Origin of the sequence: Pontibacter lucknowensis (genome assembly GCF_900156415.1) — a bacterium.
In the GTDB taxonomy this organism is placed as follows: Bacteria; Bacteroidota; Bacteroidia; order Cytophagales; family Hymenobacteraceae; genus Pontibacter; species Pontibacter lucknowensis.
Window position 1 is genome coordinate 36210 of sequence record NZ_FTNM01000002.1, and the last position, 18029, is coordinate 54238.

General features: G+C 53.4%; 15 protein-coding genes. 8 read left to right on the forward strand and 7 right to left on the reverse strand.

Annotated elements, in window-relative coordinates; genetic code table 11:
• Window positions 1–11 precede the first annotated feature (11 nt).
• Window positions 12–1328, forward strand: coding sequence for a RagB/SusD family nutrient uptake outer membrane protein (locus tag BW972_RS06295; protein WP_076422093.1), 1317 nt, complete (start codon window positions 12–14; stop codon window positions 1326–1328).
• An 87-nt stretch (window positions 1329–1415) separates the two neighbouring features.
• Here BW972_RS06295 and BW972_RS06300 read toward each other — a convergent pair whose 3' ends face one another.
• The gene (locus BW972_RS06300) at window positions 1416–1937 is read right to left on the reverse strand and encodes a hypothetical protein (RefSeq protein WP_076421527.1); all 522 of its coding nucleotides are present in this window, start codon (window positions 1935–1937) and stop codon (window positions 1416–1418) included.
• A gap of 223 nt (window positions 1938–2160) precedes the next feature.
• Between BW972_RS06300 and BW972_RS06305 the strand changes: the two genes are divergently transcribed.
• Window positions 2161–2910 (forward strand): hypothetical protein, encoded by a 750-nt coding sequence (locus tag BW972_RS06305; RefSeq protein WP_143731941.1) that lies wholly within the window; start codon window positions 2161–2163, stop codon window positions 2908–2910.
• A 12-nt stretch (window positions 2911–2922) separates the two neighbouring features.
• On the opposite strand, the gene uvrA is transcribed toward BW972_RS06305, so the two are convergent.
• Window positions 2923–5466, reverse strand: a complete 2544-nt coding sequence (uvrA, locus tag BW972_RS06310; RefSeq protein ID WP_076421529.1) for an excinuclease ABC subunit UvrA — start codon at window positions 5464–5466, stop codon at window positions 2923–2925.
• Between the two features lie 238 nt (window positions 5467–5704).
• On the opposite strand from uvrA, the gene BW972_RS06315 reads away from it, so the two are divergent.
• The 3 genes from BW972_RS06315 (at window position 5705) to BW972_RS06325 (ending at window position 7799) form a co-directional block, all read left to right on the forward strand.
• The gene (locus BW972_RS06315) at window positions 5705–5884 is read left to right on the forward strand and encodes a DUF1059 domain-containing protein (protein ID WP_007654011.1); all 180 of its coding nucleotides are present in this window, start codon (window positions 5705–5707) and stop codon (window positions 5882–5884) included.
• Between the two features lie 261 nt (window positions 5885–6145).
• Window positions 6146–7297, forward strand: a complete 1152-nt coding sequence (locus BW972_RS06320; RefSeq protein ID WP_007654013.1) for a zinc-dependent alcohol dehydrogenase — start codon at window positions 6146–6148, stop codon at window positions 7295–7297.
• Between the two features lie 13 nt (window positions 7298–7310).
• Complete coding sequence (locus BW972_RS06325) at window positions 7311–7799, forward strand: hypothetical protein (RefSeq protein ID WP_007654015.1); 489 nt, start codon at window positions 7311–7313, stop codon at window positions 7797–7799.
• A 63-nt stretch (window positions 7800–7862) separates the two neighbouring features.
• On the opposite strand, the gene BW972_RS06330 is transcribed toward BW972_RS06325, so the two are convergent.
• Window positions 7863–8231, reverse strand: coding sequence for a hypothetical protein (locus BW972_RS06330; protein WP_007654017.1), 369 nt, complete (start codon window positions 8229–8231; stop codon window positions 7863–7865).
• Window positions 8232–8317: 86 nt separating this feature from the next.
• Window positions 8318–9163, reverse strand: a complete 846-nt coding sequence (locus BW972_RS06335; protein WP_040573710.1) for a hypothetical protein — start codon at window positions 9161–9163, stop codon at window positions 8318–8320.
• Between the two features lie 224 nt (window positions 9164–9387).
• Between BW972_RS06335 and BW972_RS06340 the strand changes: the two genes are divergently transcribed.
• A complete protein-coding gene (locus BW972_RS06340) occupies window positions 9388–10326 on the forward strand; it encodes a DUF389 domain-containing protein (RefSeq protein ID WP_076421530.1) in 939 nt (312 codons plus the stop codon).
• A gap of 1 nt (window position 10327) precedes the next feature.
• Here the strand turns inward: BW972_RS06340 and BW972_RS06345 are convergent, their stop codons facing one another.
• From BW972_RS06345 to BW972_RS06355, 3 genes are read right to left on the reverse strand one after another with little or no spacing between them, the layout of a single operon-like run.
• Window positions 10328–11746: a TolC family protein gene (locus BW972_RS06345; RefSeq protein WP_076421531.1), complete on the reverse strand. Its 1419-nt coding sequence runs from the start codon at window positions 11744–11746 to the stop codon at window positions 10328–10330.
• Window positions 11747–11756: 10 nt separating this feature from the next.
• Window positions 11757–14933, reverse strand: coding sequence for an efflux RND transporter permease subunit (locus BW972_RS06350; RefSeq protein ID WP_076421532.1), 3177 nt, complete (start codon window positions 14931–14933; stop codon window positions 11757–11759).
• Window positions 14934–14962: 29 nt separating this feature from the next.
• On the reverse strand, window positions 14963–16105 hold the full coding sequence (locus BW972_RS06355) for an efflux RND transporter periplasmic adaptor subunit (protein ID WP_076421533.1): 1143 nt from the start codon (window positions 16103–16105) through the stop codon (window positions 14963–14965).
• 547 nt (window positions 16106–16652) lie between these two features.
• Between BW972_RS06355 and BW972_RS06360 the strand changes: the two genes are divergently transcribed.
• Both BW972_RS06360 and BW972_RS06365 read left to right on the forward strand, forming a co-directional pair.
• Complete coding sequence (locus BW972_RS06360) at window positions 16653–17156, forward strand: hypothetical protein (RefSeq protein ID WP_143731943.1); 504 nt, start codon at window positions 16653–16655, stop codon at window positions 17154–17156.
• A 74-nt stretch (window positions 17157–17230) separates the two neighbouring features.
• Entirely contained in the window at window positions 17231–17950 is a 720-nt protein-coding gene (locus BW972_RS06365) for a hypothetical protein (RefSeq protein ID WP_007654044.1), read from the forward strand.
• The last annotated feature ends 79 nt before the right edge of the window (window positions 17951–18029 follow it).

The window sequence follows — 18029 nt, forward strand, 5'->3', positions numbered from 1 at the left end:
TGAAAAACAACATGAAAAATATAGCTTCATACTTAAAAGCGGGTTTGCTCTCGGGTTGCCTGCTGCTGTCGAGCGGTTGTGAGCTGGATATACCCAACCCCAATGCTGCCAGCGACATCGAAGTACTAAACTCCCGCGAAGGTATTATCGCCCTTAGTGTAGGGGTGCGTCAGTTTTACTCAACATCAGGGTTAGAAGCCGCTTTGCTCTACCCGGGCGTGACGGGGCGTGAAATGAAAGGGGTGGCCACTTTTACAAACGTGCTGGAATTGGAAGCGGGTGGATCTGACCTGCCAACATTCAATGGCAACGTACTGGGACTCTGGTCACGCATGCAGCGTGTGATGGTGATGAGTGAGCAGATACTGGAGAACGCTCCCAATATACCAACCCTGACAGGAGGGACGCTGAGCGGGGTGATGGCGCATGCGCACCTGTTCAATGCCATGGCGCTCGGCAACCTGGCTATCGCATTTGAGCAGGCGAACCTGGAAACCAGCCGTACTGATAGAGTAACCTTCAGCTCGAGAGCTGAGGTATTGGCAGCCGCCATCGCGCACCTGAACGAAGGCATCGCCCTGATAGAGGCTACGCCCATCTCACAGGAATTTACGACGCAGGTCACAGGTCCTGCTTTCAACCTCCGTAATACGCTCTACGCTTACAATGCCCGCTATAATCTTTATGCGGGCAATTACGAAGCAGCTATTTCTAATGCCGATAAAGTGGACCTGACAGTCCGTTCTGAGTTTGTGTATAGCACGCTGAGCCCGAATCCAATCTACAATACTGTCTTTGTCCTCGCCTATTTCAGACCACGTGATCAATTTGGTTTGCCCGATGCACTGTTTGAGGAAGGGGATGATAGGTACCCGTTTTACATGACAGAGCCGGGTGCTGATGTGTTAGGAGACCGGGTGATGACCCTGGCAGGTTTTTTCAACACGCAAACTTCCAGCATTCCGGTATACCTGCCAGACGAGATGAAGCTGATCAAAGCTGAAGCGCTCCTGCGCAACAATGGTTCTCTGGACGAAGCGCTTGCACTGATCAACCAAGTAAGGACACAGACGTCGGGTGATCCTTTTAATGTGCATGCCGGCTTGCCTGCCTACAGTGGTCCCGTGACGAGAGAGGCACTGCTGCTGGAGGTATACAAGCAGCGGTCAGCAGAGCTATACCTAAGCGGACAGAAGTGGGAGGACAGCCGCCGTTTCGACCGGCCGGGGCCACCTGATAACCTGGCGGAACGCAACCGCAATTTCTATCCGTATCCGGATCAGGAGCGTCGCAACAACCCGAACACACCGAACGATCCTGCTATTTAAAGCATTGCGCTATACCTGTTTGTGATAAAACAAAAAAACCTCTACTGTTGCAGCAGTAGAGGTTTTTTAATGGACTAATGTCTGTATTTAAGACTTATGCTGCTGGATCAACTCCTCCTCAATGGCAGGGCTCAGCACCAACACGAGGTGTTCGGCAAAGGCGGCATTTTCGATTTGCTTGTCACTCATCAATGCGATCAACCCAACCGGCTCGCTGTCCTCTGACAGGAAAATGCTGCCCAGGTAGCTCTCGATGTTTAACTCCTGTAGCTCCATGTCATGCGGAAAGTAGCGCTGTACGTTATTGGGATAATAGCAGAAACGCTGGGTCATGACAGCATCGCAAGGAGTGTATTGCAGGGGGTAGGTGATATTGGGCTGCTGCTCCCCATTTTTGAGAAATACGTTTGTTATGACATAATTGCCATCAATACTTAAGCTGCCGATCAGCACATACTGTACCTGTGTGTACGCTGCTATAAAGTCTGCGGCCTGCTGCAGGAAAGACTCGTCGCGCGGCTGCGTGGTAAGCGAGATAGCGGATTCCAGTATCCGGTGCTCATCTTCCCCAAGCGCATAATTCCAATGATGCACGAATCTGTATTCCATCGCACAAAGTAAAAAAGTAATAATTTACAAATTTATACATTTATACGATATCAGTCCAGTAAGTTAAATATCAATTTGCTAAGTACTTATGTTGATGTATGAATAAGATAATCTGGCCTAAGCATTAGATTTTTACAATGTTATGTATTCGCTCCGTAAACACTAACTTTGCAATCACATTATGATTTTCGGGTAAATCATCACGCAGTCAGGAATGAAAAGAATGCTTCTCAATAGATCTGGTAGTAAAGTTATATTTTTCTTTTTCGCGCTGGTATTCAGCAGTCAGGCAATGGCGCAGGTAAACTACAAGGGCGGCTCCAATGTGCAGCTACTCTATGGCCGGGACCTGAATCAGTCCGGGCAGCTCGCTACCGTCACACTGGAACACTTTGGTGATCTGGGTGCTTTGGAGCAGTTTGGATTTGCCGATCTCTTCAATGATGCCAGCCTGGCCGCCCCAAACCTATACCTGGAGTGGTATCCTAAACTGAGTCTGAGCCGTGCCTCCGGGCGTACTATAGGTATGGGCCCGATTAGCGATGTGCTGGTAGGGGGCGGTATCAACGTGCTGTTCGGTGGTGATGAGGATTTCTTTGTCTACACGGCAGGACCGGCTTTTAAATTCCGTTTGCCCGGCCAGGGACTGTTGCAACTGGAAACCTACTATTACAAACAGCATGGAAGTGAGTACAGCGGTACGTACCAGTTCACGCCCAGCTGGGACATTCCTATCCCGCTTTCAGAGCGTCTGCGCTTCCGCTTCCGGGGGTTCATGGATTTTATCGGCGACCGCGGACCGGGCACCACACAGTACCTGACGCAGCCACAGCTGCATGTGGACTTAGGCAATTTCTGGGACAAACCCGGCAAGGTATACGTCGGCTCGGAGTGGCGTTACTGGCACAATGTGATAGGTATAGCGGGACTCAACGAGTCGATCCTGCAGGCGAATGTTCTGTTTGCTTTATAAGAGCTTGATTAATTACCGCTTTGACAGCGCCTTCAAATAGGGCGCTGTTTTGCTTTCTATTGATTTAGCGATAAGGGCAGGAGGTCCTGCTGCGACAATATTGCCACCTTCTTCACCGGCACCCGGCCCAATGTCAATCACCCAGTCACTGGTAGCTACTACCCGCATGTCGTGTTCTACCACAATAACTGTGTTGCCGGCATCTACCAAATGGTGGAGCTGGGTCATCAGCTTGTCAACATCAGCTGGGTGCAGACCGGTAGTCGGTTCGTCCAGAATGTACAGGGTGTTGCCACGCTGAGAGCGCTGCAGTTCGGTGGCCAGCTTGATGCGCTGCGCCTCCCCACCCGATAGCTCAGTGGCAGGCTGTCCGAGTCGCAGGTAGCCCAGCCCCACCTCCCGGAGCATGGTAAGCGCACGGTGCACAGCCGGCTCTTCATCAAAAAACTCCCAGGCCGCGTCCACCGTCATATCCAGTACCTCGGCGATGTTCTTGTCGCGGTAAGTCACTTCCAGGGTTTGGGCATTGTAACGGGCGCCGTGGCAAACAGGGCAGGGGGCGTATACGCTCGGCAAAAACAACAGTTCCACCATCACGAACCCTTCGCCCTGGCAATTCTCGCAGCGTCCTTTGGCTACGTTAAAAGAGAAGCGCCCGGCATCGTAGCGGCGCTTTTTGGCCAGCGGCGTACTGGCGAAAAGCTTACGGACATGATCAAACAAGCCGGTATAAGTGGCCATGTTGGAACGGGGTGTTCTGCCGATCGGCTTCTGGTCGACGCGCACCAGCCGTTTGATCTCCTCCATACCTGCTGTGATGTGGCCTCCGGTCGTAACAGGTATGTCACGCTCTAATTCGTTTCCTTCCTCTTCCTCTACAGGGAGCTGATGCCCCAGATGAGCGGCCACCAGTTCCACCAGCACCTGACTCACCAGGCTGGACTTGCCTGAACCTGATACGCCGGTCACAGCTGTGAATACCCCAAGCGGAAATTCAGCAGATAGACTGTGCAGGTTGTTGCGGCTCACATCGCTAAGTTTCAGCCAGCCTTTTGGAACACGCGGATCGGAGTTGAATCCTTTAGCTTCTCTAAATAAATACTCGCCTGTACGGGAGGCTTCTACCTGCCGCAAACCTTCAGTCGGGCCACTGTAAAGGATCTCTCCACCTTTCTCTCCGGCAGCAGGCCCTACATCCACAATCCAGTCGGCATGGCGGATCACGGCCAGGTCATGCTCGACGATAAACAGGGAATTCCCTGCCTTTTTGAGTCCATCGAGGGCGCGGAGCAGCGCTACTTTGTCAGCGGGGTGCAGGCCAGCGGAAGGCTCGTCGAGCACATAGACCACGCCGAAGAGGTGCGAGTAAAGCTGCGTGGCCAGACGCAGGCGCTGCAGTTCGCCCGGGGAGAGGGTAGGGGTGCTGCGCTCCAGTGACAAATAGCCCAAACCCAGGTCGAGCAGCACTTCGATGCGGGCACAGAGGTCATCCGCAATGCGCTTGGCTACGATGGCCTGCTCCGGATGCTCAGTTTCCGTACGGGCATGCCCCGGCTCGGTACCCTGCGCAAAAGGCTTCAGCACAGCCTGCACTCTTTTCAGCGGCAGCCGTGAAAGCTCTGTGATATCATAGCCGGCAAACTTGACCGACAAAGACTCCGGCCGCAGGCGCTTGCCCTGACAGGTGGGGCAGTCGGTGCTGAGCATGTACTGCATCACCCGCTTTTTCATGAGCGGGCTGTTGGTGTTGGCAAAGGTGTGGAACACGTGCCGGCGGGCGCTGCTGAAGGTGCCCATGTAGTTGGGCTCTTCCTTGCGCTTGAGGGCGCGGCGTGTCTCTTCGGGGGTATAGCCAGGGTATACCGGCACGACAGGCTGCTCGTCTGTGAACAGAATCCAGTCGCGGTCTTTCTGCGGCAGCTCACGCCAGGGCTTGTCCACGTCGAAACCCATCGTTACCAGGATGTCGCGCTGATTCTGTCCGCCCCAGGCAGTGGGCCATGCAGCGATCGCCCGCTCCCGAATGGTGAGGGAATCGTCTGGCACCATCGATTTTTCGGTGACATCATACATTCGCCCCAGTCCGTGGCAGGTAGGACAGGCGCCCTCGGCAGTGTTGGGAGAGAAAGCTTCGGCATAAATAATGGACTGCCCCTCCGGGTAGTCGCCGGCCCGGGAGTAGAGCATGCGCAGCAGGTTGGAGAGTGTGGTGACGCTGCCGACCGAGGAACGGGTAGTGGGCGTGCCGCGTTGCTGCTGCAGGGCCACGGCAGGGGGCAGCCCGTCAATAGCGTCCACTTCGGGCACAGCCATCTGGTGAAACAGGCGGCGGGCATAGGGTGAAACCGATTCCAGGTAGCGACGCTGCGCTTCGGCATAGAGTGTCCCAAAGGCCAGACTCGACTTACCAGAACCTGATACGCCGGTAAAAACAACCAGTGCATCACGAGGTATCGACAGGTTGATATTCTTGAGGTTGTGCTCCCGCGCTCCCCGTACTTCCACAAATCCTTTAAACTGTCTGCTTGTGCCCTGGTCTTGTTTGTCTGAAATCATACGCCTTTGTGAATCACTTTGCTGCGAAGGTATAGCTTCTTAGCGCAATTGAAAATGATTGAGTGTACGGAGGATTTGGTTTTATGATAAGGTATAGCCGCTTCACAAAATACGGCGATATAGCAATTCTGAATAGATTGTGATTAATATAACTTATTGATAAACAGTTAGGTATAAATTAGTTGAATCATTTGATTTATTACACAAAATCCAGTTCATACACCAAACCATCTACATCATGAAAACACTAAAATGCAGGGATGTCGGTTTTGACTGCAATGCCGAGATAAAAGCGAACAGCGAACAGGAAGTGCTGGCACAGGCCGGAAAACATGCACACGATGTGCATCACGTGGATGTGACGCCCGAAATGGCCGAGCAGATTAAAACCAAGATCAGGGATGACGGTCAGCGGTAAGTCCAGCTCCAGATCACCATTTTTCAGTAAGGAGTGGCACAGGCATTGGTCTGTGCCATTTTTGTGTTGAAGAGCAAAATGAAAACAAGCTTTGCAGCCTTTTTAAGCCTGTTGTATAATAGTATAGGTATATAGGTATTTCTTTTAAAAATCCAATTATCGTAACCATTAAGGTATAGAGTAGTATTTATTTAAACATAATTCAGAAGCCTGTACAGGCGGAAAAGAAACACAATTTGAATACAAACTGAAAACAAACTTATGCTGGCAATGAACTATCGCGGGCCGCAACGGGTCCGCATTGACGAAAAACCAGAGCCCAAGATTCTGCATCCCCAGGATGCCATCGTGCGCGTGACGCGCTCATGCATCTGCGGCTCTGACCTCCACCTCTACAATGGCAACGTACCCGATACCCGTGTGGGTATGACCTTCGGACACGAATTTATAGGCGAAGTAACTGAGATCGGCTCTGAAGTGCAGAAGCTGAAAGTAGGCGACATGGTGATCGTGCCCTTTAACATCGCCTGTGGCAAATGTCATTTCTGTAAGCAGGGTCTGTTCGGCAACTGCCACGAATCCAACTCGCAGGCGACCGCTGTAGGTGGTATCTTTGGTTACTCACACACAGCAGGTGGTTATGACGGCGGACAGGCCGAGTACGTGCGTGTACCCTATGCAGATGTAGGGCCAACTGTTATTCCTCCAGGGATGGATCCGGACGATGCCGTGCTGCTGACCGACGTGGTGCCTACTGGTTACCAGGCTGCTGAAATGGGCGGCATTCAGAAAGGCGACACAGTGGTCATCTTTGGCGCTGGCCCAATTGGCATCATGGCCGCACGCTGCTCCTGGCTATTTGGAGCTGGCCGTGTGATCGTGATCGACAAACTGGAATACCGACTGGAGTTTGTGCGCAACTACGCCAACTGCGAGGCTTACAATTATGAAGAGATGGATGATCCGGTGGTGTTCGTTAAGAAGACCACGGACTGGATGGGAGCAGATGTATGCATCGATGCCGTTGGTGCAGAAGCAAGCGGTAACCTGATGCAGACAATCACAGGTCGCAAACTGCTTTTACAAGCAGGCTCTGCTACCGCAGTTCACTGGGCTGTGAACTCGCTCAAGAAAGGTGGTATCTTGTCAATTGTCGGAGTGTATGGCCCTACGGATAACCTCGTGCCGATCGGTAATGTGGTGAACAAAGGCATCACGATTCGGGCAAACCAGGCCTCTGTGAAACGCCTGCTGCCGAAGCTGATCGACCATGTACAGAATGGCGTTATCAACCCGAAACCACTGATCACACACCGTGTACCACTGGAGGACGTGGCCGATGCTTACCACATTTTCTCAGAGAAACTGGATAATTGCATTAAGCCTGTACTTATTCCACCATCAGCCAGATAGAAAGGAGACAATCATGGAAAATAAGACACCAAAAGACTATTCACATATAAAAAACTGGGGCATAGATGCCGATCCGAAAAACGATCCGACCTACCCCATGAAACACCGCACCGACGCGGAGCAGGAAGGCTACAGCTGGGATCGTCCGACACAGCAGGACATCAACATCGAAGTGCTGCATTCTAACGAGCGCCCTAACGTGACAGCCGTTTTCGGCACTTCCATGCCACCAAGCGGCCTCAGCGGTATGATCCGGCGCTTTGCCTTCAAGCATAGCGAGAACAGCTACCTGCACTGGCTGCCACTGCTGATGGCAGACCGCGTGAACGTGGTAGAAGGCGTGATCGAGGACTTTGCAGGTGGCAAGGTGCCTAACATATTTGCCGAAAAAGGATGGAAGGCTGACTGGGAACACAACCGCAGCGGCCTGATCCAGAAAGTAGGGGTGCTGGCACTGGTTACGACCGCTGCCGTCGTGCTACTTACGCGCAAAAAGGATTAGCTGAAGGGTTAGACAATAGCCAAGAGGAAAGGCAGCTGCCGCATGGTAGCTGCCTTTCGTGTTTTAGCCGGTAACCGGAAGCTGCACCTTCCCGAGCGCATCGATAATCTCTGCTGCTTTGTCCGGACTGTACTGGCTGCGGATCGCGTCTTCGTTTATGACAAAAGCGGGAGCAGCCGGGTCTCCGTCAATGGTATAGATCGTGCCTGTCAGTTGTTCAGCATCATGGCTCGTTTCCTGCACAACCTGACTGATAAGTGACTTGGCACGAGAGTCAAAGGCTGTCCAGATGAGCCGCTCCGTATCTTTCCCAACTTTGAACTTGTCAGGAAACCGGCTTTGCGCTTCCTCTTCAATTGCTTGCGGGTCTAATTCATTTATTTCGCATATCTGCTCGAACACAGCCATGTCTCTGTTGATCTGATCTTCCATGGTTTTCTTTTGTCTATTGGTCTGCTTACGTAAAGGAACCATTAAGAGTCGGAGCCTGAAGGTATGTGAGTGCGACAGAATGCACTCTAGTCCCATTCGATGATATCGTCATCCTCTTCATCTTCCTCAAAGTATAGTTCGTCAGCGCTCATCTCGTCTTCTTCCCAATCATCGGTTATGTATACCTCGTCCACCAATGCATCGGCTGTATCCTCCGCTTCTTCTGTCATGCTGTCGTCCGCATGGTGCTGCAGGAAATCACGCAGCACAGGTACAGCCTCAAAGCCTGCCTCGGTGAGCGGGATCAGTTCGCCGCGCTGCAGAAAGCGGTTGGCGTCGAGCAGCACTTCGTAAATGGGCGTGTGGATGTGCTTCGGAATTTTGAAAAGCCGCTGATCACGCTTGTCGAATGGCGTTGGAACAGCGGAGGTATACAGGTAAGGGAGCAGGGTCTTGGAACAGCTGATGGCGATGCGATCGATGCGATGCTGTTGAAAATACTCCTGCAGGCGGCTGTTGATGTTCTCAAAAAACTCAGCGGTTTCGCCCAGCCGCACCCGTGAGCCAGCCCTAGACTTACCTTTGGTCTTGAGGTATTTGATCTGGCTTTTGCCTTGCTTTTTGCGCACCATGTATGAGCGGAAAACCTTGTGGTTGAGGCAGCGCCCGTTCTCAAAATAACCCATGGCACAGTTACCCGCCTGAATCAGCAGCATCACATAGTGCACCTGCCCGGCTTCGGCTATACCTGTGCCGGCTTCAGCATAAGGCACCGGGATCGGCAGCCGAAACTGGGCCTGCGCCATACCCGCACCATCCAGTATGGTCAGCCGGTGCCTGTCACGGTCGTACTCTGTGCTGATTTCGGATGTATGGATGACCTGGAGGAGTTCGGCGGCTTTGTCGCGGGGCAGAAATCGGTTAGTAGGCATAAAACGGAGCGGCTTTGATATGCAAATTAACGCAATTTCCGGCCCTTCGGCTACCTTCTTGTTCAGCCTGTTCAACAGCCTCCGTACCAGGCATCCGGCAGACGACTCGGATAGGGATAGGTTAGGCCAGGTGGTGGAGGCCGGTGTGTCTGCGCTTTCTTGTAAGTCTGAATACATCCCTTTTGGTTCTTTACCGTTAAGGGTAAATCTAAAATTAGAGACTCATGGCACGGAATATAGATATAACAGTATCACCTGAGAAAACAGACAGACTACTGGCGGATCTTCAGGAAATAGACGGACTGGTGAGCATGCGGCTACAGAAAGGGGTATCGATCAGCCCGCCGGGGGATGTGGTTTCGGCCACGGTTACCTCCCGGTCCCTGCAGGAGGTGATGCGCCTGCTCGACCGCTATGAGCTGGGTAAGCCTGCAGGTGTGTCAACCATGAGCAGTGAGCCCGACAGTTTAGTGGACGCCAAAAAATCGAAGGAGCTGGACCGCGACTGGGTGGAGGCCAGCTGGGAAGAAATGGAGACCATTATCAGTAAAGACAGCAACGCCAACACGATCCTGCTGTTTCTGGTGTGCGCATCAGGTATACTGGCGGCGGTGGGCATTGCCACCAATGCGATTCACGTAGTGATTGGGGGGATGCTGGTGGCGCCGGGTTTTATGCCGCTGATGCGCATGACGCTTGGCTGGACCTGCCAGTGCCAGATGGTATGGAAGAAGGGCCTGTGGGACTTTTTGCTGATCTACCTGATCCTGATCGTGTCGGCGGCCCTGACCTCGTTGCTGCTGCAGGCCCTTGGCTCAGACCCGTTACCGGGCAAGGCCGACTACTACCAGCTCTCGCAGCCGCTCCTGAAGTACTGGACCACTGTTACGCCCTCATCTGTCATCGCTTCGGCGGCGGCAAGTCTGGCGGGTGCCGTGCTGATTGCCACCAAGCGCTCCGTTTTCACGTCTGGCGTCATGATCGGCCTGGCGCTCGTACCTTCAGCATCCATCATCGGCATGGCACTGGTGGAAGGTGACGTTGAGACGATGGGGGCGGCTACCAAGCGCTGGCTGGTAGACATTGCCCTGATCCTTGGCATCTCATACCTGTTCTTCGCAGCTATAAAAGCGCTGCGACATAAGCGGCGCATCGCCATATAACTTATTCCCAGCCCCCGCCCAGGGAGCGGTAGAGATCGATCACAGCCATAAAGAGTTCTTTCCGGGCATTGGCTTTGCCCAGCTCAGCCTCCAGCACGTTGCCCTGTGCCGTGATCACCTCCAGGTAAGAAGCATAGCCTGCCATAAACAGATCGTTGGAAGTGCTGACGGCGTTTGTCAATACCTCCGCTTCCTGCTCCCGCAAGGTATAGGCCTGCCTGTAGTTCTCCAGTTTCTGCAGGTTGGTGGACACTTCCTGGTAGCCGGTCAGAATGCTTTTCTGATAGGCGTGGAAAGCCTCCTGGTTAAGGGCTGCAGTGCGGTCAAAATCGGTGCGGATCTGGCGCTGTTGAAAAATAGGGGCAGTGAGACCACCCAAAAAGCCAAACACCAGTGACTGCGGCGTATTGAAAAGAGAGGGAAGGTGCCGGGTATGAAAACCGGCATAAGGCGTGATGGTAAAGGCCGGCAGAAAAGCCGCACGGGCAGAAGCCACATTGGCTTTGGCGGCGAGCAACTGCAATTCTGCCTGGCGTATGTCAGGGCGGCGCAGCAGCAGGTCGGAGGGCACACCAGCTTCTACCACCTCGGGCAGGTGCTGCTTCAGGATTGACTCACCCCGGGCAATGGGCTGCGGAAAGCGACCCAGGAGCAGGTTCAGCTGATTTTCAGTTTCCACGATCTGCTGCCGCTTTTCGAAGCCGCGGCTCTGGGTACGGAGCAGCTGCGCATGAAACTGCTGCACGGCCAGCTCGGTTGCCCGGCCCCCTATCTTCTGTATCCGGATGATCTCCAGGGCATTTTCCTGCAGTTCAATGTTTCGCTCAATGGTTTCGAGTTCGTTGTCGAGGGCGAGCAGGTCGTAGTACAGCCGGGCCACCTCGGCTACCAGGGTGGTGGTAAGCAGGTGCTGACCGTGTTCTGAGGCCATAAAACGGAGGTAAGCGGCTTTTTTCTGGTTCTTCAGGCGGCCCCACAGATCCACCTCCCAGGTGCTTTGCAAGCCCAGAAAATGATTCTGAGTTTGCGTAACGGTATTGCGGTCGCCGTAGATGGTGCCGTTGAGTTGGTTGTTGTAAATGTTGCCTGACCGGGCTCTGAAACGGGCGTCGAGAGAGGGGAGCATCCGGCCGCTGGCGGCAACATAATTTGCCCTGGCCACTTCGATACGCTGCACCGCCATCAGCAGATCCTGGTTGTTCTCGAGCGCCTGATCGATCAGCTGCACCAGGTGCGGGTCATTGAAAAACTCTTTCCAGGAAATGTCGCCCAGGCTGGTGGAGTCGGTGCGCTCGTCAAAAGAGGCAGGCATGTCGGCCAGGGCAGGCAACTCGGGTGGAGCAGCCACTTTGCAACTGCTGGTAAAAGCCAGTAGCAGGAAAATGAAAAGATACTTATAGGTAGATGTTGTTGAAAACATAGTCAATAGCTTAGTTTTGAGAAACAGACATTTCCATTTCTTCTGTAACCGGATCCGGGAGTCGCTGCTTGTCCTTCTTCTTCGGCATCATGCTGGCGAACAACACATAGAGGCCCGGTATCAGGAAAACCCCCACAATGGTACCCACGATCATACCGCCGGCCGCTGCCGTACCAATCGACCTGTTACCCAGGGCGCCGGCTCCGCTAGCCATGCACAGCGGAATAAGACCGGCGGTGAAGGCGAAGGAGGTCATCAGCACGGGGCGTAGTCTGGCGGTAGCACCCTCTACCGCCGCCTGCAGCACCGACTTGCCTTCCTGTCGCCGCTGCACGGCAAACTCCACGATCAGGATGGCGTTTTTACCCAGCAGGCCGATGAGCATAATCAGGGCCACCTGCGCGTAAATATTGTTCTGCAGCCCCAGCACATACAGGCCGGCGAAGGCGCCAAAAATACCGGCAGGCAGCGACAGGATGACCGGCAGTGGCAGCAGGAAGCTTTCGTACTGCGCGGCCAGGAGCAGGTACACAAAGGCAAGGCAGATCAGGAAGATGTAAATGGCCTGGTCGCCGGAGAGCACTTCCTGGCGGGTCATGCCATACCAGTCGTAGGTATAGCCGCGGGGCAGCGTTTCGGCCGCTACCCGTTCGATGGCGGCAATGGCGTCGCCGCTGCTGTAACCGGGTGCAGGGCCTCCCTTCACTTTGGCAGAGGTATACATGTTGTGGCGCGAGAGCTGTTCAGGTCCGTAGATGCGCTCCATGCTGATGAAAGTGGAGTAAGGGACCATCTCTCCCTGATCGTTCTTCACCTGCAACTTCAGCACGTCTTCCGGGCGGGTACGGTAGCGGGGATCTGCCTGCACCATCACATCATACATCTGCTCGAAGCGCACAAAATCCGATACATACAAGCCCCCGACCAAGGTCTGCAGCGTGTTCATGGCCTGCTTGATGGTGACGCCTTTTTTTGCTGCCATGTCCTGGTCCACATGGATCATGTACTGCGGAAAGTTCGGGTCAAACTCCGCACCGGCATAACTGATCTCCGGGGCTGCTTTCAAGGCGGCCACAAACTTTTTCGTCACCTCGTCCATGCGCTGCAGGTTGCCGCTGCCGGTGCGGTCGAGTACTTTCATCTGAAAACCACTCGAGTTACCAAAACCCGGTACGGTAGGGGGCATAAAGAACTCGATCTGTGCATCGGTAATATGCCGGGTCCTTTCCTCCAGCCTGCGGATCGTTTCGTGGATCGGTATGTCACGGTTATTCCAGTCCTTCAGGTTGACCATGGCCATACCATAAGACGCACCCGAGAGACCGGTGGAGAGGCTGTAGCCGGCCAGGGATGAGAAAGACTCCACTTCGTCCATACCTGAAACAGACTGGTTGATAAAATCAAGTGCCCGCTCAGTGCGCTCTACGGTGGCACCTGCCGGAGTGGTGATGTCGACATACACCACACTCTGGTCCTCAACCGGAATAAAGCCTGTAGGTAAAATGCTGTTGATGCCCCAGGTCGCCGCAAAAAAGAACAGCAGCATGGCCACCGTGATCAGCCTGCGTCCGGCCATGAACGAGATGCTGTTGCTATACTTCCGGGCAAAGGCATCATAAGCATGGTTGAACCTACCAAAGAAGCGCTGCAACAGGCTCTTTTTCTTCTTCTTTTCGTGATGTGTGTGGCGCAGCATAATGGCACAAAGAGCAGGAGTGAGGGTGAGGGCGTTTACACCTGATATCGCGATGGCGATGGCCAGCGTGAGCGAGAACTGGCGGTAGAAAATACCAACCGGCCCCGACATAAAAGCGACAGGTATAAACACGGCCGACATCACCAGCGTGATCGCGATGATGGCGCCGCCGATCTCCCGCATCGCAGCGAAAGTAGCCTCACGTGGCGGCAGGCCTTCGGTTTCCATTTTGGCGTGCACCGCCTCCACCACCACAATGGCATTATCTACCACTATACCGATGGCCAGCACCAGCGCAAAGAGCGTGAGCAGATTGAGTGAGAAGCCCAGCAATCCCATAAAGAAGAGCGTACCGATCAGGGCCACCGGGGCGGCCAGCGCAGGTATAAGCGTAGAGCGGAAATCCTGCAGGAAGAGGAACACGACCAGGAACACCAGCACAAAGGCTTCCAGCAGCGTCATCAGCACGTTCTTGATGGAGGCGTCGAGGAAGCGCGAAACATCATAGGTGATCTTGTAATCCATACCGGGCGGGAAGGTACTGCCCTGCAACTCCACCATACGCTCCTTCACCCGTTTGATCACGTCGCGGGCATTGGAGCCGGGCCGCTGTATGATCATGATCGAGGCGGCCGGTTGTCCGTCGGTCTTGGAGATACGGCCGTAGTTCAGGTTGCCCAGCTCCACATCGGCCACATCCCGGAGCCGGAGCACCGAGCCGTCTTCATTCGCCCGGATCACCAGCTTCTGGTACTGCTCCGGTTCGAAGAACTTGCCGGTATAGCGCAGCACATACTGCAGCATCTGGGGTGTTTTGCCAGAGCTTACCCCCACCTGACCGGGAGCAGCCTCTATGTTCTGGTTCTGGATGGCCTGTATCACATCGTCGGTGGAGACTTTGTAGGCCGTCATGCGGTCGGGCTTGAGCCATACCCGCATCGAGTAATCCTTGGTGCTCATGATCTCTGCAAAGCCTACGCCATCCACCCGCCGCAGCTCCTGCAGAATGTTGAGGTCAGCGAAATTGTAGATGAACTTCTCGTCCAGCTCCGTGTCCTCGCTCGTGACGTCGATGTAGAGGAGCAGGCCTTCCACTTCTTTCTCGGTGCTCACACCCGCCTGCACGACTTCTTCGGGCAGGTCATTCACAACGGTCGACACGCGGTTCTGCACCTCTACGGCAGCCATGTCCGGGTCGGTACCCGACTCAAAATATACCTTGATACTGGACGTACCTCTGTTACTCGATACCGAAGACATGTAGGTCATGCCCGGCACCCCGTTTATCGCTTTCTCGAGCGGCGATGTAACCGTGTTGGCAACCACATTGGCATTGGCACCCCTGAACTTGGCACGCACCGAGACTGAAGGCGGGGCAATATCCGGGAAAAGCGCAATCGGTAAGGTATAGAAGGCCAGCACCCCCAGCAGTGTGATCAGCAGGGAGATAACCAGTGAGAGAATAGGTCTGCGTATAAAAATATCAAACATGTGATCGTGTTAAGTCTGTCTGTTCATCATTACAAGGTTCTGGCGATCAGGCTGTCCATCCCTACCAGTTTTGGCTTGATCTGCGTGCCGGGCTCCACGCTTTGTATACCTTCCAGCACGATCCGGTCGCCTGGCTTCAGGCCTGACTCTACAATGTAGAAGGAAGAGAAGCGGGTGCGGGGAACGAAGCTGCGCATGCTCACCTGGTTCAGGGAGTCGAGCAGGAATACATAGTTTTTGTCCTGTAGCTCAAACACGGCTTTCTGAGGCACCAGCACCGCGCCTTCCACTGCGTTGGAGAGCACGATGTTGCCGGTAGCGCCGTGCTTCAGGAGTTTATCCGGATTGGGGAAGCGGGCTCTGAAAGCGATGGAACCGGTGCCCGATTTGAATTCACTTTCCACTGTCTCGATCTTGCCCTTATGCAGGTAGGGAGTGCCGTCCGCAAGCACCAGTTTTACGCTGTTGCTGTTCCTGTTCGGATTGTCTTCTTTTGTTTTGATGTACTGCAGGTACTCGTTTTCCGAGACGTTGAAGTAGACAAAAATGGAGTTGATGTTGGAGGCCGTCGTGAGCAGGGTGCCCTGCTCGATCAGGCTGCCCATGCGGTGCGGGATGCGGTCGATGATGCCGTCGAAAGGAGCTTTGATGCTGGTATAGGACAGGCGGATGGAGGCGTTCTGGGCGGAGGAGCGTGCCGCTCTGATGCGGGAGTTGGCGGCTTCCAGTTTCGCCTGCGCCACGTCTATCTCTGTTTTGGAGACTATGTTCTTCTCTACCAGCAGCCGCAGTCTGTCTATCTCCAGCTTGACGCCTTTCGCCTCTGCCAGGGCACTCTGCAGGTTGGCCTGGGCCTTGGCGAGTTCCTCCTTGTATTCATCATCGCTGATCTTAAACAGCAGCTGGCCTTTTTTTACTTCCTGTCCTTCGTCTACCAGCACCTTCTCCAGAAAGCCCGGCACGCGTGCCCGCAGCTCCACATTCTGCACCGCCTGTATGTCTGCCACATACTCGTGGTGCAGCACAGTGTCTTTTGCGATGATCCGAATGACGGGCAGTTCCTGCTCAGCTTTTGTTTCGTCGGCCGCCTGGCTGTTGGCCGAACAGGCGGCCAGTATGCCGGCACTGATAATGGAGAGAAAATAAGATTTGACCTTGCGCGTATTATTCATGGTTTCTGACACGGTTTCCTGTTTGGCAGAGGAGGCCGCATCAAAACACAGTAGAGGTCAATCCAGGTGATAGGTGCTACCAGAGCGGTAAAAAAATCATATTGGAGCTTCGCAGGTATATGGTCAGGAGCTCGTGTGGTGGTAATATAATTTTGTTAAGTTCTGGATTGACATAATAAAATAATCAGCCAACCTCTTTATACCAGAAATATTAAATAGATATTAAAATTAACGGCCATTTTGCCTCAAATGTTTACCTTTTTTAATATGTTCTCCTAAATGTATGATTTTCTGTTAAAAGCATGTTAATGGTATTAATTTTAGATGCGCCGGTTGTTTTGGGAGATGTGTGATCAGTAGCTTATACCTGTTTTATAATATCTTGATAAAGTGCCAGCAGGCTGGTGACCCCAGGTATAATTCTGCTAAACTTCATTTTGCTGATGGCCCATTCAAAAACCAACTGATATTTAATGAAATATAGTGCCAATTAGATGCTTCTTTCCGTATGACAGCATGAAGTGATAGAAAACAGACCGTGCTACACATGAGATGGACGATATGCCTGGTATTGCTCCTCTGTTCCTGCGCTACCCAGCGGCAGGACAGCGCTCCTGTCGCCTCTAAGCCAGGCCTTCCTAAATTATATGCCCCGGCTGTATATGCCAAACCTGATCTCGGTTCACAACGGCTCCAAATAGAAACTGATCGAAATGGTATACTGAAAGAGCAGTTTGCAGGAGCGGAGCAGCCATTAGGAACAGATGCTTCCGCTCGCATAACAGGACCTTACCCTGTCTACAAGGAGATCTTCCGTACTCAAACTGTATACCTGACTGATACGGTTGCGCTTGACTCTCTACACCGTGAGTTGCAGATCGAGCAGCTGGCCAACCAGGCCATTCGCAAAAGATTGAAGTCTGCTGAAGGCGAGCGTGACTTCTGGCAGGAAAAGAATGAGCAGAAATTCTGGACCCTGATCGCCATGGCTGTCTTTGCCTTTCTTTACATCCTGTTCCGGCTGCTGGCTTCCCGCATCAAAGAAACATGAGGCTTTGCTGCATAACCGTATACCGCTACCCTCGTTTAAAAAAGGAAGTATCATGTTAAAACAGACGAAAAACTATGAACAGACGAGACAGAGATCGCTACGATTACGACAATTATGACCGGGACTACAGCAGCGGCGCCGGTTATAACCGCAACGACGAGCACTACCACAGCGCCCGTAACCTCACCAATGAATTTGAGCAGGAGTATCGCAGCCACCACCGTGGCATAGATGACGACCGCTATGGCAGGGGCAGCAATCGGAATGACAGACGGCATAGCTACCACGAAGGGAACATGGGCGATGCCTATGAGCGTATGCGCGATAGGAGAGGTTCCGACCGCAGCGATTCCAGCTTCCAGATGAACCGTGGAGAGCGCGACATGGGCAACCGCAACTACGAAAACCGCTCTCGCAGCCAGGGTTGGTCTGACTCAGATCCATATGGCAGCTCAGGCAGGTATAGCCAGAGAGATGATGACTATAACCGTGACATGGATAGCCGTGACCGGTTCAGAAGCCAGGGCAGCAGCGACCGTATGGGACAGGGACGCAGCCGCATGAGCCAGGATAATCTGCGCGAAGGCTATGGTATTTCGGATTACAGCCAAATGCGCCAGTCTGAAATCCGCTCCAGCAGAGGCATTCCCAATGCGGGTATTACCAGCAGCTTCGAAGATGATTACGGCACCGACTTTGACCGCGACCGTAGCTATGGCGTTTCATCCGGCAACTTCGGTGGCTATGGTGCACAGCGCGGTGGCTACAGACGCGACCGAAACGACCGCTATTAAATAGATTTGACTCAAAAACAGCAATGATACAGCCGCCGCTCTCATTAGGGGAGCGGCGGCTGTTTTTTGTTAATATTGG

Bases quoted from the DNA above. Each gene is read 5' to 3' on its own strand.
- BW972_RS06330 (WP_007654017.1), bottom strand. From the start codon at position 8,231: ATGGAAGATCAGATCAACAGAGACATGGCTGTGTTCGAGCAGATATGC.
- BW972_RS06325 (WP_007654015.1), top strand. From the start codon at position 7,311: ATGGAAAATAAGACACCAAAAGACTATTCACATATAAAAAACTGGGGC.
- BW972_RS06365 (WP_007654044.1), top strand. From the start codon at position 17,231: ATGAACAGACGAGACAGAGATCGCTACGATTACGACAATTATGACCGG.
- BW972_RS06300 (WP_076421527.1), bottom strand. From the start codon at position 1,937: ATGGAATACAGATTCGTGCATCATTGGAATTATGCGCTTGGGGAAGAT.
- BW972_RS06350 (WP_076421532.1), bottom strand. From the start codon at position 14,933: ATGTTTGATATTTTTATACGCAGACCTATTCTCTCACTGGTTATCTCC.
- uvrA (WP_076421529.1), bottom strand. From the start codon at position 5,466: ATGATTTCAGACAAACAAGACCAGGGCACAAGCAGACAGTTTAAAGGA.
- BW972_RS06340 (WP_076421530.1), top strand. From the start codon at position 9,388: ATGGCACGGAATATAGATATAACAGTATCACCTGAGAAAACAGACAGA.
- BW972_RS06295 (WP_076422093.1), top strand. From the start codon at position 12: ATGAAAAATATAGCTTCATACTTAAAAGCGGGTTTGCTCTCGGGTTGC.
- BW972_RS06335 (WP_040573710.1), bottom strand. From the start codon at position 9,163: ATGCCTACTAACCGATTTCTGCCCCGCGACAAAGCCGCCGAACTCCTC.
- BW972_RS06315 (WP_007654011.1), top strand. From the start codon at position 5,705: ATGAAAACACTAAAATGCAGGGATGTCGGTTTTGACTGCAATGCCGAG.
- BW972_RS06305 (WP_143731941.1), top strand. From the start codon at position 2,161: ATGCTTCTCAATAGATCTGGTAGTAAAGTTATATTTTTCTTTTTCGCG.
- BW972_RS06360 (WP_143731943.1), top strand. From the start codon at position 16,653: ATGAGATGGACGATATGCCTGGTATTGCTCCTCTGTTCCTGCGCTACC.
- BW972_RS06355 (WP_076421533.1), bottom strand. From the start codon at position 16,105: ATGAATAATACGCGCAAGGTCAAATCTTATTTTCTCTCCATTATCAGT.
- BW972_RS06345 (WP_076421531.1), bottom strand. From the start codon at position 11,746: ATGTTTTCAACAACATCTACCTATAAGTATCTTTTCATTTTCCTGCTA.
- BW972_RS06320 (WP_007654013.1), top strand. From the start codon at position 6,146: ATGCTGGCAATGAACTATCGCGGGCCGCAACGGGTCCGCATTGACGAA.